The organism is Bradyrhizobium sp. SRL28, from assembly GCF_018596315.1.
Lineage (GTDB): Bacteria > Pseudomonadota > Alphaproteobacteria > Rhizobiales > Xanthobacteraceae > Bradyrhizobium.
The window spans coordinates 93720-109209 of record NZ_JAHEAG010000013.1 but is presented as its reverse complement, the minus strand read 5'-3'; the positions used below and the strand labels follow the sequence as shown (position 1 = coordinate 109209).

The window sequence follows — 15490 nt, the reverse complement described above, 5'->3', positions numbered from 1 at the left end:
TCTGGTTCAGCCGTGCGGCTGAACGTCCTACCCCTTCGCTATCCCCCGCAGCACCAGCTGATTGAGCCGGTTGGCAAAGGCCGCCGGATCTTCCGGCAACTCGCCGTCGAGGATCTGAGCCTGCTCCAGCAGCAGGAACGACAGATCCTTTGACAGTTCCTTGGCCGCATCCTTGTCGCCGGCGATCGCCGCGACCAGGGGATGGCGCATGTTGATCTCCAGGATCGGCTTGGTGGTGGGAGCCTTGTTCTGCATCGCCAAGAGCCGCTCGAGCATACGATCATGCGCGTCACCGCCGGCAACCAGGCATGACGCACTCGAGGTCAGCCGCTGCGAGGCGCGCACGTCGGAGACGCGCTCGCCGAGCGCGTCCTTGATCAGCGCAATCGTCATGGCTTCGTCGGCGCCGGCCTCGTCCTTCTTGTCCTCGGCCTTGTCATCCAGCAGCGGGATCAGGGCGAAATCGATATCGCCCTGGCTCAGCGACTTCAGCGGCTTGCCGCCGAAATCGAGCGGCGCCGAGGTCCAGAACGCATCGACCGGATCGGTCAGCAGCAGCACCTCAATGCCGCGCGCGGTCGCGGATTCCAGCTTCGGATTCGCCTTCAGCCGTTCGATGCTGTCGCCGGTCAGGTAATAGATGTCGGTCTGATTCGGCTTGAGGTCCTCGACATATTGCTTGAGCGCGCGCTTCTCGCCCTTGGTCGTGGTGAAGCGCGACAAGCCTAACAGTTTCTCGCGGCGCTCAAAGTCCTCCCAGATGCCTTCCTTGATCACGGGGCCGAACGCGTCCCAGATTTTTTCGAACGCTTCCGGCTCCTTCTCGCCGAGGCTTTCCAGCTCCGATATCACGCGGCCGGTCACGGCTTTGCGGATCTGCGTGAGCTGCGGATTGTTCTGCAGCATCTCTCTGGAGATGTTGAGCGGCAAATCCTCGCTGTCGATCACGCCGCGGATGAAGCGCAAGTAAGCCGGCAAGAGATCGGCGTCGTCGGCGATGAAGACGCGGCGGACATAAAGCTTGACCTTGCCCTTGCGCGACTGATCGAACAGGTCGAACGGCTTGGTCGACGGCGCAAACAGCAGCACCGCATAGGACTGCCGGCCCTCGGCGCGATAATGCAGCGTCATCGCGGGATCGTCGAACGCGCCGGCGATCTGCTGGTAGGCCTGCTTGTAGTCCTCTGCCGAGAGCTCCGATTTCGGCCGCTGCCACAGCGCGCTGGCCGAATTGATCTGGCGCGGCTCGCCCTCCTCCGGCACCAGTTCGATCGGAAACTGGATGTTGTCGGACCAGGCGCGGACGATGCGCTCGATCTCGAACGTCTCCAGATACTTCGCCGCATCCTTTTTCAGGTGCAGGACGATCTCGGTGCCGCGCGTGACACGCGCGGCGTCCTCCTCGCTGGCAGGCGCGATTTCAAACCCGCTGCCACCCGAGGACGACCAGACAAAAGCCTCATCCGAACCGGCGCGGCGGCTGGTGACGACGATGCGATCGGCAACCATGAACGCGGCATAGAAGCCGACCCCGAACTGGCCGATCAGATTGGTGCCGTCCTTGGCCTCGGTCAGGCGGGAGAGAAAGGATTTCGTGCCGGAGCGTGCGATGGTGCCGAGATTGTCGATCAGCTCCTGCCGGTCCATGCCGATGCCGCTGTCGACGACGGAAAGCGTATCGGCCGCCTTGTTCGGCGCGATGCGGATCCTGGGCGGCGCGCCGTCGGCAATCAGCTCGGGCGCTGATATCGCCTCATAGCGCAGCTTGTCGCAGGCATCCGATGCGTTCGAAATCAGCTCGCGCAGGAAGATGTCGGTCTCCGAATAGACCGAGTGCACCATCAGGTTCAGAAGTTCGGCAACCTCGGCCTGGAACGGCTGGGATTCGGGGGCAGTGGTGGTGGTCATCAGGGGGCTCGCAGGGAACAGGGCAAAAGCAAAGCCCTGATATAGCGATACCATCTGGAGTGGCAAGTTTTAGCCTCGCAGCAACCCGATATCGCCCCCTCACCGCTCGACAAAGGCGCGCTGGAACTGGTCCAGGATCGGCTTGAACAGATAACTGAGCATGGTCCGGCTGCCGGTCTGCATGAACACTTCCGCGGGCATGCCCGAGGAGAGCTGCAGCCCAGCCAGCCGCCGGCGCTCTTCTTCCGGCAGCATGATCCGGACCGTGAAATAGGACATGTTGGTCTGTTTGTCGCTGGTGGTGTCGGGCGAGACATACGACACCTGACCGATCAACTGCGGCGTCACACGCTGGTTGAAGGCCGAGAATCGGACAAAAGCCTGCTGGCCCTTCCGCACCTGGTCGATGTCATTCGGCTGCAACTTGGCCTCGATCTGCAGATCGTCGGAATCCGGCACCACCTCCATGACGGTGTCGCCGGCGCGAATGACGCCGCCGATGGTGTGGGCGTTCAGCTGGTGGATCACGCCCGACGTCGGTGCGCGCATCTCGATGCGGTTGAGCACGTCGCGCGCCGCGATGCTCCGCTCGCTAAGTTCGGCCTCCTTGCCCTGCGCCTCGCCGAGATCCTTGACGACTTCCGTCCGTACATCCTGGTCGAGCCTGACCATCTGAAGCTTCGCCTCGTCGACCTTGGTTTTGGTCTCGGCGATGGTTGACATCAACTGGCCGCGTTCACCTTCGATTCTGGCGCTCTCGCGCTGCAAGGCCGTGAGCCGCGCGATCGGCACGAGACGCTTGTCGAAGAGCTCCTGCACGCCCGTGAGCTCGCCGGTGATCAGCTCCAGTTGCTTGGCCTTGGACGCGACCTGCGCTTCGAGACCTATGATCTCCTCGCCAAGCTGCGACACCTTGCTCTGCAACAGCTCCTTCTGGCTCTCGCGCGCGGTCACCCGCGCCCTGAACAGCGAGGCTTCGGAGGCGAGCAGCGTCTTGACATTGCCGTCGTCCAGCCGGGCCGACATTTCGGCCGGTATCGCCGGCCGGGGCAGACCGTCGCGCTCGGCGACCAGCCGCGAGATCTTCGCCCGTACTTCGTCGAGTTGCTTGCTCACCACCTGAAGGCTGGCCTGCGCCTGCGTCGCGTCCAGCCGCAGCAGCAGATCGCCGGCGTTGACCCGCATGCCATTATTGACCGCGATCTGCGCGACCACGCCGCCGGTCGGATGCTGAATGGCCTTGACGTTGGACTGCACCACCAGATTGCCCGGCACCACGACGGCGCCCGACAACGGGACCAGCGCCATCCAGCCGCCTGCCAACCCGCCGACGACCAGCAGCGCCCGCAACCCGGTGCGCAATTCGCCCTCATAGGCGCGCGCCGCCCGCAGCACGATGCTCTCGCCGGGCGCGCCCGCCACATCCGCCGATCCATCGCGATTGGCAAGGAATGCGACGCCAGCGGTCAGGCCGTTGCGGACGACCCCGGTCACGGAACGTTCGCGCGGCACCGGGCCCGCGGGGCTCGGCGGCGCCAATTGGGGCGCCTCGATGCGAGGCGGTTCCCGCCTGTCGTCGATCTGCAAAGCCTCCGGCCGCGGCTTCGGAATGTACATGAGCGACGGATCGTCGGGCGCGATCATCGGACCGCGCGCCTGCCGTTCGTTCGGCCACGAATTGCCTGCCGGGGCATGGCCCGCCGGGCCGCGCGCACTGCCCGCCGGTGGCGGGGTCATGAACTCCGGCTGACGCGTGCTGCGTCCGCCGCGCGGCGCCGGAGGCTCGGGATCGAGAACCTCGGACTGGGATCCGAAGGGGCCGAGCCAATCCAGCACCCGTCCCATCTTGCCTTTCTTTTTCGTCCGCTTCGGCCGGGCCTGGCGCGAACGCCGGGAGCCCGGACGTGATTCGTCATTCGCCGGGCGGCGAAGCGGCGGCCGCTGGTCCTGCAGATTGTCGTGCTCGAAAGCCTGCCGCAATCGCTGCAGTTCGAGGATCAGCGCCTGGCCCTGCGGCGCCGCGACGTCCTCATCTGTCCCCCCGATCCGGCGTCGCGCACCTCTTTCATCGTGATCAAAACTCTTCATGATGAAACACTCTCGGCAAGTGATGGGCGCTGCTCTGCCTTGGCCTGCGGTGGGGGCTGCGGCGATCCCGGCGCGCCCTTGCCGCCAGCGTTGCGGACGCGCGCGAACACTTCTGCGCTCGGGCCGAACGCGATCGCCTTGCCTTCGTAGAGCACCATCGTCATATCCAGCGCGGAGAGCGCGCTCGGACGATGCGAGATGACGACGACGATGGATTTGTTCTGACGCATGATCCCGATGGCGCGCGTCAAGGCGTTCTCGCCGTCGGCATCCAGATTGGCGTTGGGCTCATCGAGCACCAGCAGGAACGGGTCACCGAACACCGCCCGCGCCAGGCCCACCCGCTGCTTCTGGCCAGCCGACAGCGACATGCCGCCCTGCCCTATTCGCGTCGCGTAGCCTTCCGGCAGGCGCAGGATGATGTCGTGGACACCTGCGATCTGCGCAGCCTTCAGGATGGCGTCGGAGGTCGCGTGTTCGTCAAAGCGGCAGATGTTCTCCGCCACGGTGCCATCGAACAGGCCGGCATCCTGTGGCAGATAGCCGACATGCCGGCCGAGATCCTCGTTGCGCCATTGATCGAGCGACGCGCCGTCGAGCCGCACGGCGCCCCGATGCGCCGGCCAGATTCCAACCAGCGCCTTCGAGAGCGAGGTCTTGCCCGAGGCGCTCGCGCCCAGCAGCGCCAGCCCCGCGCCGGCCTTGAGCGAAAACGTGACACCGGACACGATAGGCATGTCGAAGCCGGGTGCTGCCACCGCGAGATTCTGCACGGACAATTCGCGGCAGGGACGCGGCAACATGACCGGCGGCGCCGGAGGCGGCGCGGTCGCCTTGCAGATGTCGCGCAGGCGCGCGAGGCCCTGGCGGGCGGCGGCCAGTTGCTTCCAGGTGCCGAGCGCGATTTCGACGGGCGCGAGCGCGCGCCCCATCAGGATCGAGGACGCGATCATGATGCCGCCCGACGCCTTGTCGGCGATGACGAGATAGGCGCCTATGCCCAGCATTCCCGATTGCAGGATATAGCGCAGCACCTTCGCGGCCGAACCGAGATTGGCATAGACGTCGGTCGCGCGGATGTTTTCCTGCAGGTACCGCTCGTTGGCCTGCGACCAGCGCGCCGTCAACCGATCCGTCATGCCGAGCGCCCGAACGATTTCCGCGTTGCGCTGCGTCGCATCCGCCAGCACCTGCCGCTGCGCGTTCAAGTCCATCGCCGCCTTGGTCGCGCCGCGCGAGATACGCTCGGTCACCAATGTCATGGCAATGATCGCCGCGGTGCCGAGCAGCGCCGTGAAGCCGATCAGCGGGTGAAACAGAAACAGCCCGATCAGAAAGACCGGAATCCACGGCATGTCCAGGAACGCCGTCGGTCCCATGCCCGACATGAAGGTGCGCACCTGATCGAGATCGCGCAGCGGCTGCTGCATCAGGACCGGCTTCACCCCGCGCAGCGGCAACGTGGCGAGCGCCGAATGAATCGACCCCTGCAGCGCGCCATCGAACAGCGTTGCGATCCGGCAAAGCATCCGCGACCGCATCGCATCGAAGTATCCCTGCACCAGATAGGCGATCAGCACCATCAAGGACAGGCCGAACAGGGTCGCGAGGTTACGGCTCGGAATCACCCGATCGTACACCTGCAACATATAGAGGGAGCCCGACAGCATCAGGATGTTGATGACGCCGCTGAACACGGCGACGCCGATCATGCGGCGCCCGCTCGCGCGCATCGCATTGGCGACGGGATCGTCGGCGGCCAGCGTCGAAAGCAGCCCCGAAATTGCGCGGGGCGTCGGCGCTGCCCGCGCTCGGTTCTGTGCCTGCCCCTGAGCGATACCCATTGAACTGCCCTTCGACCCGCTCGAGCGCGGGTCTCCCTATCAAGTCTCCTTGACGCGCGATGCAGACCATTTTTCGGCAGGAATGCGACGAATGCCGATTGTTCAAGTTCGCTCGTGGGTAGAACGATGGCAAAGGCCTTGTTGTCGCTGATCCCATGTGCACGCGGCCCGCGTAAAATTTCGGCACAAGAGCGACAGCGCCGCGGACTCCCGCAACGGACACAGACAAGGGCTGCGATATCCTTCTCTATCCTTGCTTTCGAACGCGCTTTCTTCGCCGTTTTTCGGCGCGGCGGGCGTCACGGATTCGTCCGTCTATCACCTTGCTTCGGCGCTCAATAGTCGCTGTGTGGGCCGAATGACGCCACGAAGCTAACTGATCCTTCACCGTGCGCCCATCCTGCTCCCCGGCGGGGGCATGCGCACATGTCATGAATTCCAGGAATAACAGGGGCGAATAATAATGGCTCGCTTTGCTCACGGACATCAGCCCGACGTCGATCCCGATCTCCCGACCGATGAAGCCGCCGGTCCGTCGGTCGCTCCGGATTCGTCGTCCACGCTGCCATCAGAGGAAACGCTGCCGGCCAGCCAAACGATGACACGACCGATCGGTTCGAATTTCTCCGACCTCGGCGCCACCTTCAACGGCATGGCTCGGCCGCCGATGGATGCTTTGTCGCAAAGCGCCCTCGACCAAGGCGGCCAGCGAACTGGCAGCATGGCAAACCACACCAACGATCTCACGACGGTGCAGAACAATGTGCTGGCCGAACTCAATACAGGCCAGTTTTCCGGCGCCGCGCTCGGCCATGTTCAGGCGATGTTGTCCGACATCACCGCCGCCATCTCGGCAGCCAACACCTCGGTGAGTGGTGGAGGCAGCACGCCCGGCGCAGAACAAGCGCTGCGCGCCAGCCATCTCAGTATCCTCAACGCCGTCAATACCGATCCCGTGCTGGCGAATCCGACGGCGCCAGTAACCGAACCAGTCGCGGCGCCCGATTCTGCCCCCGCTGACAAGACGGCGGACACCGCGCCGGACGCCAGTTCGGAGGAGACCACCAATCTGGCGGAGGCCGGCGACACCGAGAACATGGCGCAGACCGACGAGAACCTCGATGCTGCGATAGCAGAGATGGAAGCGTTGATTGCTGCAAACCCTGACCTGTTCGTTGGGTTGACCGTCGAGGATGCCGACGAGATCGTGCACCAGATCCAGCTCGAACTCAGCCAGATCAACAAGGGGGACGTCCCTCCTGGTGCGGCACAGAACAGCAGTGGCGATATCACCGATATCGTTACGGGCGATATCAATCTGGCAAGCATGATTGCGCAAGGTCAGTCTGGACAGCAGGCCGTCAACATCATCGGCGCCAGCGAAACCCAGGCCGCACCGCAAGTTGCCACCATCGCGGTCGGCGATGTGCCGGCCACGATTGTAACAACGGAAGCCCCCACGATCGTCGTCGATCACAGCCAGTCGGGCGCACCCGAATTGGCACATCATTTACATCACACGTGGGGCTAGCGGCGCGCGGCGCGGCCTCCAGCGTCCCCGATGCTCTCGCGGCGCTGGAGGCCAATGCATCACATCAAGAAACGCGTTCGCCGATCAGGCTCACGCAGCGGGCGCACAGAAGACCTTTTCATTGGCCTGCCCCCGCAAAGGACGATCTAGACGATGGCCCCAACAACGGCTTTGGGGACCATCATTGGTACGGCAGCGACATCGGTGGTTGGAGGAATCGGCGCGGTTGCTGTTCGGTAAGTGAAGTAGCGGGGCGTATGCGTGAGGCAGCGTAAGACGGATTATGGGACCATCATTCTACACTGGACGTTCGTGGCAGCCTTCGCCGTTGCGCTCGTTACCGGTTTACGCATTGCGACTGAAACACCCGACCGAACCTGGATCAACTGGTTCGATGCCGTGCTGCCGCGTGACAGCGTATGGATCGCCCATATGCAGGCCGCGATCGTCCTGGTCGCCGTCGCGATCGGCTACATCGTCTATATGCTCCGCTCCGGGCTCGGCCGCCGCGTCCAGCTCGACAAGGTTCGCCTGCGCGGGCTGTTCGGCCGCGGGCAGGCGAGGTTGAGCGCCATGATCGCGCTGATGTACTGGATTTTCTTTGTCACGATGTCGGTGCTGCTGGTCAGCGGCGGCGCGCTCTATTTCGGCTTCTACTCCGGCTACGACGTCGCGATGCTGCACTGGGTGGGGACCTGGGTGATCCTCGCCTTTGTCGTCCTGCATGTCCTGACCCAGTTCAAGAGCGGCGGCGCCGCGCAACTGCTGCGCATCTTTCGTCCAGCCCCGCTGCCTGCGCCGCCGCCGCGGCTCGATGCCGCCGAACTACTGGGCATGCTGGCCGAGCAGTCGGCGCGTTCGCAGCAATCCGAAAACCAGGATGCGCCGCCCGACGCCTCGTCCCACCCGCTGCAGCCGCGCGCAGAGGCGCGCCGCGATCGAACGCCTGAGCCGGATCAAGCGCCGCGACCCCAGGCCGGGCCTGCGCGCTCGCGAAACCCGACCCTGCAGGCCAATGCGTTCGTGGTCGCGGCCGCCGCCGCGATCACCGGCGCCTCGCTCATCGTGGCGACCGATCGGCTGGCGGTGGACAGCGTGCAGATTCGCCGCATCAACGCCGCCGACGCGCCGGTCCTCGACGGCGACACGTCCGATCGGGCCTGGCGTGGCGTCAAGCCGTTTTCGCTGCTGACCGGAGAAGGCGGAAATTTCGACGGCAAGGGAGAAACCCGAATCGAGGTCCGCGCAGTGCATGACGGCACGCATGCGTATTTCCTCTTCACCTGGCAAGATTCGACGCGCTCGCTGAAGCACCTGCCGCTCGTCAAGGAAGCCGATGGATGGCACCTGCTTCATTCCGGCTTTCAGCTCGGCGACGAGCATCGCTACAACGAAGACAAGTTTTCGGTGCTGCTGACCACCTCGGATGTCACGCTGGCCGGCGGCCGAACCTTTCATCCAGGGCCGCAGCCGGTCGCCGGCGCGCCGGCAACCATGAGCGGCCGCGGGCTGCATTACACGGAAACCGGCTATGCCGATGTCTGGCAGTGGAAGGCGACGAGCGGTGCTGCCGGATGGATGGACGACGCCCATTTCGGACCTCCGTTGAATCCGACCCCGATGCAGGCGGCAAACGTCGTTCCGTACAAGGGCGGCTTCGCGCCCGATCCGGGCACGGCAAACTACCGGGACAATTTCACCGTCGAGGCCGACACGTCAGGCGGTCCGCGTCGCAGCCGCCTGGTCGCCCCGCTGCGCCTGCCCAAAGTCGTCGCCGCCACGACGGACGCGCTGGGGGATGTCGACCTCGATCCCAACCACGGCGAAAGCGACGGCGCGCGCTGGTTCATGACCGAGAAGGATTCAGTGCCCTATTCGACCGACGTCGACGCCCGCGTCCCGACGGGGACCGTGATCCCGGGCGTCATCCTGAACGGCGAATTTTCAGGCGACCGCGCCGACGTTCGAAGTGCAGCCCGCTGGGCCTCCGGCCTTTGGGCGCTCGAGGTGAAACGCCGGCTCGACACAACAAGTCAGTTTGACGTGCCGATCAAGACCGGCGTCTTCATGCGGGTCGCCGCTTTCGACCACAGCCAGATCAGACATACGCGGCACGTCCGGCCCATTCGTATCGAGGTGGAATGAATGTCAAAAATTTGCAAAGTCACGATCAACGACGAGCCGTTTCTGGCGAATCGCGGCGAGCTGCTGCTCGATTGGGCGTTGATGAACGGCGTCGATCTTCCGCATGATTGCCGCTCCGGAATCTGCGGCGCCTGCCGCGTGCGCCTGGTCGACGGCCAGGTGTTCGGCGGCCACAGCCGGGGCGACGACATGATCCATGCCTGCCAGGCCCGAATCGTCTCCGATCTGGAGATTGCGATCGAGGCCGCTCCCGAGCCGGTGGCGCTGTCGGCGGAAGTGGCGCAGACCGTTCAGCTCGCGCCCGACGTGGTGGGTGTCGACATCGAGCTGCCGAAGCCGCTCGACTACCTTCCCGGCCAATATTGCAAGCTGCAGTTTCAGGGATTCCCGGCACGGCCCTACAGCCCGACCTTTCCGCTGGAAGGCGCTCCGCACGATCATCTACTGCACTTTCACATCCGGAACGTCGCGGGTGGGCAGGTCACCTCGGCGCTCGGCCAGGAAATCCGCGCCGGGCACCGCGTCAAGCTGACGGGACCGTACGGGCGCGCCTTTTTCAGGAAAGGCCATGCCGGCCGTATCGTTCTCGTCGCCAGCGGTACCGGCTTCGCCCCGATGTGGTCGGTCGCGGTCGCCGCGATCATGGAGCAGCCGCAGCGCGAAATGGTCTTCATCGTGCAGGCCCGCAGCATCCGCTCGCTCTACATGCATGCCGCGCTGTGCCGGCTGGCGCTGTTTCCCAACGTCACGCTGATCCCGATGGTGTCGGAGCCGCAACAAATCTCGCACGCCATTCAGAGCGGCCGGCCGACCGATCATCTGCCAACGCTGTCGCCGGACGACGTGGTCTATACCGCGGGCGCACCGGCGATGACCGATGCGGTGGCGCGGATGGCAAAAGCCGCAGGCGCCAGGTGCTACACCGACCCGTTCGTGCAGGAGCCGAGGACGGCTGAACAGGCGGGCCTGATGTCGCGCCTCACCGGCTGGCTCAACGAGCCCAAAAGCGGCGCCATCCCGTCGCAGCCGGCGCCGATGAATCGCGGCGTGGCTGCGGTGGGAGCCGGCAACCGCTAGCCGGCCGCGGGTTAGCCACCGTCACGCTGCGGGAGCCAGCAGCCTCTCGCATCCGGTACCAGCGATGATCGACGACACAACCTGCCGCGCGGCGTCGTCGAGCCTGGCGTATTCCTCGCCGATCCACTTGACGCATTTGGCCTGATACGGGAATGGCTCCTGCACCCAAGGCAGGCCGTCCACTTCGGTCTCGACTTTCTTTGCGCCCTGCATGACCGCTTTGGCGTTTGCCAGCATGACAGGAACATAGACCCGGCCCATTTCCACGAACAGGTCTCGCAGCGTCGCCGGAATGGCATCGCGTGAAATCCAGTCGGCCTCGGTGGGTTCGACGCCGGAGAGATCTTCCAGCACCTCGGTCCAGGCGAACAGCCGCGGCGCCTCGGCGAGCGTGATCGCGGTCGGCGTCGGATCGAATCGCGCCAGTTGGGTCAACTGGCCATAGGCCGCAAAATCCGATGTGCCGGGACGCGCGCCCATCAGGAACGGGTGATATTCCAGGTGGCGTTTCATGGCGCCGAGGGTGCGGCGATAGCTCGCCTCGATGACGGATGCGGTGATGTCGTTCGAGCCGACGACATAGAGACGGGAGATCTGCCGCTCCTTGATGAAGGCCTTGACCGGCGCGAGCGCGGCGTCGGTCATTGGTTTCACCGACCAGCGTGGCAGGATTTCCGCGGCCTGCTCCGCATCGCCAGGAAAATGCCAGCGATAGTGAAACATCGCCTTGGTGAGCCATTCGTCGGCAAAGTCCTCGAGGAGATAATCGAGGAAGGCGATCGCCGGGTCTGACGGGACGAGCTTGCGGTCGGGATAGTCACGCTCGAAGCGGCGCAGCAGCGGCGTCGAATCGACGACCGCCTCGATCGAGCCGTCGTCCTTGGTGAAATAGAACGTCGGAAGCAGTTGCGGTTTTGGTTTGGGCAGATCGGTCGGCGTGCGGTGCGAGCCGACCAGGAGACGATAGGGAATGCGGCGGTAGCGCAGCGCTGCCAGCATCTTGCGCGTATAGGGCGAACCCGGCGCGCCCAATAGGATCAAAGGTGACGACGACATGATGCTTCCCCCGTTTCTTGTTGGCGTTCATCCTGCCCACAATGCAACGGAGGGAGAAGCCCCATAAAGATGGGAGCGCTTAGAGCTTCGGTTCTGATTCAAGCAGAACCGAAGCTCTAGATTATTGTTTTGACGCGTTTTCCTCACGCGAACCGGTACCCACTTCGCTCGAAAACGCTATTGTGTGGAGATTGCCGCGATATACCGCCGGACGGACATCTCGAACGCCGCCTTGGCATTGTCGGCGATGTTGCGGCTCCACCACGCGCCATAGATGCGGTCGAACGCCAGCGGCTCGACCGCGGCCCAGATCCGGCGCACCGCCGCGGCGTTGAGCGGAATGTAGTTCGGAAAACTGTACATGAAGCTGAGCGAACGGCGATCCATTGCCACCATCGCGACGTCGCCGGTGAGCAGCGCGCCACGCCCCTCCGCGCCCGCGCGCCAGTGCAGGATCGTGCCGCCGGCGAAATGTCCGCCCGTTCTCACCAGAAGGATATCGTCCGATATCCGATGGCTGTCGCCGGTCCATGGCACGATAGCGGGATGCGGCCGCGTGACAAGAGCGCGATCGTCGCCATGCAGATACACCGGCACGCCGCCGAACGCTTCGCTCCAATCGGCAACCGCGCCATAATAATGCGGATGCGAAACGGCGATCGCCTTCAGGCCGCCGAGCGAGCGGACGTAGTCGATGGCCTCCGGGGTGGCCAACGACACACAGTCCCACATCACGCAGCCATCGGCCTCGGGCACCAACAGCGCGCGCTGCCCGATCGCAAAACCCGGCTCGACGGCGATGCCGGGAATGCCGAGATCGTCGCGCCAGACGAGCTTGTGATTTTTCGCCAGTTCCTCACGTGTGAGCCATGCCTGGCCCTTCCAGTTCACATATTGCCGCTCGTCCTCACACACCGGGCAAGCGCGCGGCGGCTCAGCGCTTTCGGGAAACTGGGCCCCACATTGTTCGCAGGTCCACAGCGGCATAGCGGTGCTCCTATTCAGGGCGTGGTTAACGCAAAACAAAAGAACCAAGCAATTCTGGCACGTTACGGGACGTTTTGGTATTGCGGCCTGGATAGACGACCGATAGGCTTCGTTTGACGCTGACCGGCGGCCTCGCCGTGATCGCCCCAGTTGTCCTAACCTGGGAGCATTTGCTGCGACCGTCTTGTACGGGATGCCATCTTCATGAGGCGCAAGATCGCCGCAATTCTGGTAGCTCACATCGCCGACTACGGCAGGTTGGTCGCTGACGACGAAGAAGAGACGCTGCGGCGAATGGCGTCCTATCGATCCACCACCGACGATCTCATTGCGATAGCTGGCGGCCGCATCTTCAATGCCGCGGGCGATGCCTTTCTTGCAGAATTCCCCAGCGCAGTCGAAGCGGTGCGCTGCGCCATCGATATCCAGGAAAGCCTGCGCACGCGGAACCTCGCTTATCCGGACAGCCGGCAGATGAGCTACCGGATCGGCATTGGCATCGGCGACGTTGTTGAGCGCGAGGGCGATCTGCTCGGCGATGGCGTCAATATCGCCGCGCGCCTGGAAGGCCTGGCTGAAGCTGGCGGCATCTGTATTTCGCGCGCGGTGCATGAGCAGGTGACCAACAAGCTGTCCGCGCGATTTGTCGACATCGGCGCGCGGAAAGTGAAGAATATTCCGGAGCCGGTTCATGCCTACCTTGTAGTGACGTGGGACGATGGCCGTACTCATGCGAAGCCGCAGGTGACCGCCACTCCAGCAAGCGCAAGATCGGCCAAGAAGTGGCTTTCGGTCGCAGTCATCGGCGCCATCGTGCTATGCACTGCGGCTTTTGCTCTCTTTCATGCAGCTCAGAGAATCGACAGCAAGACTTTATCAAGTTCAACTGCCGCCGTAACACTGCCGCCGGCGCCGACACCCCCAGCGCCGGCGCTCACGACGGCACCGCCGACGACCCCACCTCCGGCATCGTCAACGCCCGCCCCGGTCATCCGTCGCACCAATTCAGCGATAAACGCATCGGACGCTACAAAGCGTTCCCTTCAATCCTGCGAGGTTTTAGCGACTCAACGAGGTTGGACGATCTCCGTCAATGACGTGAACGGAAAGCGAGCCTTTATCACCGCATGTATGAGAGGTGATCTTGATTGAGATCGGCACCTGCCTTCGCATTCCCGTCCAACGGTTGTCCCGACTGAGCGAGCGTTGATCCAATGACCTAATACCCGATCGCCGCGCCATCGCTGCGCGGATCGGAACCGCCGCTCAACATGCCGTTCCGCCGATCGATCGTGATGCCGTGCGCGTGACCGGCCATTTCGTTCCAGGCGTCCCAACGATTGATGGTGTGGCCGCGTTGCGCGAGCGCATCGATCGTCGCTTCGGGAAAGCGGCTCTCGATATGCAGCGTGTCGCGCGCTTCGCCGAGCGCGAAGCGGCCGGACAGGAACCGCGGCATCTCGATCGCTTCCTGGATATCGAGACCGAAATCGATCATCGCCGAGTAGAGCTGCATCTGGATCTGCGGCTGGCCATCCGCGCCCATGCAGCCGAGCACGCTCCAGAGCTTGCCGTCGCGTTTGGCCATCGAGGCAATCAGCGTATGCAGCGGGACCTTGCCCGGCTCGAGGCGATTGGGGTGATTGCGATCCAGCGAGAAATAGGCGCCGCGGTTTTGCAGGATGACGCCGGTGTTTCCCGCAACCACGCAGGAACCGAATGCGCCATACAGGCTTTGAATCAGCGACGCCGCATTGCCACAGCTATCGACGGCGGCGATGTAGACCGTATCGCCGGACAGGCTGCCGAAGGACGGCACCATGTCCCATTTCAATGCCGATCTTGCGTCGATCAGCCGGCCGCGCTCGGCCGCGTATTGCTTCGATATCAGCCGCTCGACCGGCACATCGGTAAACGCGGGATCGGCGAGCACCTGATCGCGGTCGTGATAGGCGATCTGCTTGGCCTGTACCAGGAGATGGACATGGTCGGGCCCGAGGAAATCCTTTCTGTGCAGTTCGTAGGGCTCGACGAGGTTTAGCATTTCGAGCACGGTAAATCCCTGCGTCGGCGGCGGCGTGTTGAAGACCGTGACGTCGCGATAGCGGCCAACAAGAGGCTCGCCCCAGACGGCCTTTTGCCGGCCGAAATCGGCAAGCCGGAACAGGCCACCGTTTTCCTCGGAGAAGCGCGCCATCTCGGCGGCGACCGGCCCCTGGTAGAAACCCTGCCACCCGTCATCGCCGATCGATTGAAGCGTGCGCGCCAGATTTGCGTTGGTGAGCCTGGCGCCGGGCGGCGCAGCCGCGCCTTGCGGGAAAAACAACGCGGCGGCTTCGTGATCCCTCAAGAGATCATCGCGCACCATCTCGATGAAGCTTGCAAGGCGGCCGGTGACCGGAAAGCCGTCGCGCGCATAACGAATAGCGCTTTCCAGCACACGGCGGAGCGGCAGCCGCCCATGGACGCTGTGCGCCTCGATCCAGCTTGCCACCGCACCCGGCACCGTCAGCGTCGCCGGCACAATGCCCCGAAGCAGAATTTCAGTCAGCCCGCGCCCTTCGAGCGCGGACAGCGTGGCGCCGGCGGCGGCCTTGCCACCGCCATTGAGGGTGCGGATCTCACCGCTCGCGCCGTCATGAATGAGCCAGAACGCATCGCCGCCGAGGCCGGTCATATGCGGATAAACGACAGCGAGCACCGCGCTGGTCGCAATCGCCGCATCGATGGCAGAGCCCCCGGCGCGGAGCACATCCACGCCGGCCGCGGAGGCGAGCGAATGCGGCGACGTCACCATGCCGTTTGAGGCAAGCGTGACGGGCCGGCCGGTACGAATGTCCAATTCAAGCCCCCG

9 protein-coding genes and 1 pseudogene are annotated in these 15490 nt (G+C 64.1%); 4 read left to right on the top strand and 6 right to left on the bottom strand.

Annotation, left to right across the window (positions count from 1 at the left end; genetic code table 11):
* Positions 1-27: 27 nt before the first annotated feature.
* From htpG to KIP88_RS24055, 3 genes are all read right to left on the bottom strand, one after another.
* Positions 28-1911: a molecular chaperone HtpG gene (gene htpG, locus KIP88_RS24065; RefSeq protein ID WP_214490572.1), complete on the bottom strand. Its 1884-nt coding sequence runs from the start codon at positions 1909-1911 to the stop codon at positions 28-30.
* Between the two features lie 96 nt (positions 1912-2007).
* Positions 2008-3996, bottom strand: a complete 1989-nt coding sequence (locus tag KIP88_RS24060) for an HlyD family type I secretion periplasmic adaptor subunit (protein ID WP_214490472.1) — start codon at positions 3994-3996, stop codon at positions 2008-2010.
* Complete coding sequence (locus KIP88_RS24055) at positions 3993-5708, bottom strand: type I secretion system permease/ATPase (RefSeq protein ID WP_214490570.1); 1716 nt, start codon at positions 5706-5708, stop codon at positions 3993-3995. The genes KIP88_RS24060 and KIP88_RS24055 overlap by 4 nt, the downstream gene beginning before the upstream one ends.
* Positions 5709-6303: 595 nt before the next feature.
* On the opposite strand from KIP88_RS24055, the gene KIP88_RS24050 reads away from it, so the two are divergent.
* The 3 genes from KIP88_RS24050 to KIP88_RS24040 all read left to right on the top strand — a co-directional run bounded on the left by KIP88_RS24050 (position 6304) and on the right by KIP88_RS24040 (position 10593).
* Entirely contained in the window at positions 6304-7371 is a 1068-nt protein-coding gene (locus KIP88_RS24050) for a hypothetical protein (RefSeq protein WP_214490471.1), read from the top strand.
* Between the two features lie 261 nt (positions 7372-7632).
* The gene (locus KIP88_RS24045) at positions 7633-9516 is read left to right on the top strand and encodes an ethylbenzene dehydrogenase-related protein (protein ID WP_214490470.1); all 1884 of its coding nucleotides are present in this window, start codon (positions 7633-7635) and stop codon (positions 9514-9516) included.
* Complete coding sequence (locus KIP88_RS24040; RefSeq protein ID WP_214490469.1) at positions 9517-10593, top strand: 2Fe-2S iron-sulfur cluster-binding protein; 1077 nt, start codon at positions 9517-9519, stop codon at positions 10591-10593.
* Between the two features lie 21 nt (positions 10594-10614).
* Here the strand turns inward: KIP88_RS24040 and KIP88_RS24035 are convergent, their stop codons facing one another.
* The gene (locus tag KIP88_RS24035) at positions 10615-11649 is read right to left on the bottom strand and encodes a glutathione S-transferase family protein (RefSeq protein ID WP_249790981.1); all 1035 of its coding nucleotides are present in this window, start codon (positions 11647-11649) and stop codon (positions 10615-10617) included.
* A 177-nt stretch (positions 11650-11826) separates the two neighbouring features.
* Complete coding sequence (locus KIP88_RS24030; RefSeq protein WP_214490468.1) at positions 11827-12636, bottom strand: MBL fold metallo-hydrolase; 810 nt, start codon at positions 12634-12636, stop codon at positions 11827-11829.
* A 204-nt stretch (positions 12637-12840) separates the two neighbouring features.
* Here KIP88_RS24030 and KIP88_RS24025 point away from each other — a divergent pair.
* Positions 12841-13342, top strand: a pseudogene (locus tag KIP88_RS24025) (adenylate/guanylate cyclase domain-containing protein); the annotation flags it as partial.
* A 513-nt stretch (positions 13343-13855) separates the two neighbouring features.
* Here the strand turns inward: KIP88_RS24025 and ggt are convergent.
* A complete protein-coding gene (gene ggt / locus KIP88_RS24020; protein ID WP_214490467.1) occupies positions 13856-15478 on the bottom strand; it encodes a gamma-glutamyltransferase in 1623 nt (540 codons plus the stop codon).
* Positions 15479-15490 lie beyond the last annotated feature (12 nt).

Excerpts from the sequence above, each read along its gene's own strand:
- KIP88_RS24030 (WP_214490468.1), bottom strand. The coding sequence starts at position 12,636 with ATGCCGCTGTGGACCTGCGAACAATGTGGGGCCCAGTTTCCCGAAAGC.
- KIP88_RS24060 (WP_214490472.1), bottom strand. The coding sequence starts at position 3,996 with ATGAAGAGTTTTGATCACGATGAAAGAGGTGCGCGACGCCGGATCGGG.
- KIP88_RS24035 (WP_249790981.1), bottom strand. The coding sequence starts at position 11,649 with ATGTCGTCGTCACCTTTGATCCTATTGGGCGCGCCGGGTTCGCCCTAT.
- KIP88_RS24055 (WP_214490570.1), bottom strand. The coding sequence starts at position 5,708 with ATGATCGGCGTCGCCGTGTTCAGCGGCGTCATCAACATCCTGATGCTG.
- KIP88_RS24050 (WP_214490471.1), top strand. The coding sequence starts at position 6,304 with ATGGCTCGCTTTGCTCACGGACATCAGCCCGACGTCGATCCCGATCTC.
- KIP88_RS24040 (WP_214490469.1), top strand. The coding sequence starts at position 9,517 with ATGTCAAAAATTTGCAAAGTCACGATCAACGACGAGCCGTTTCTGGCG.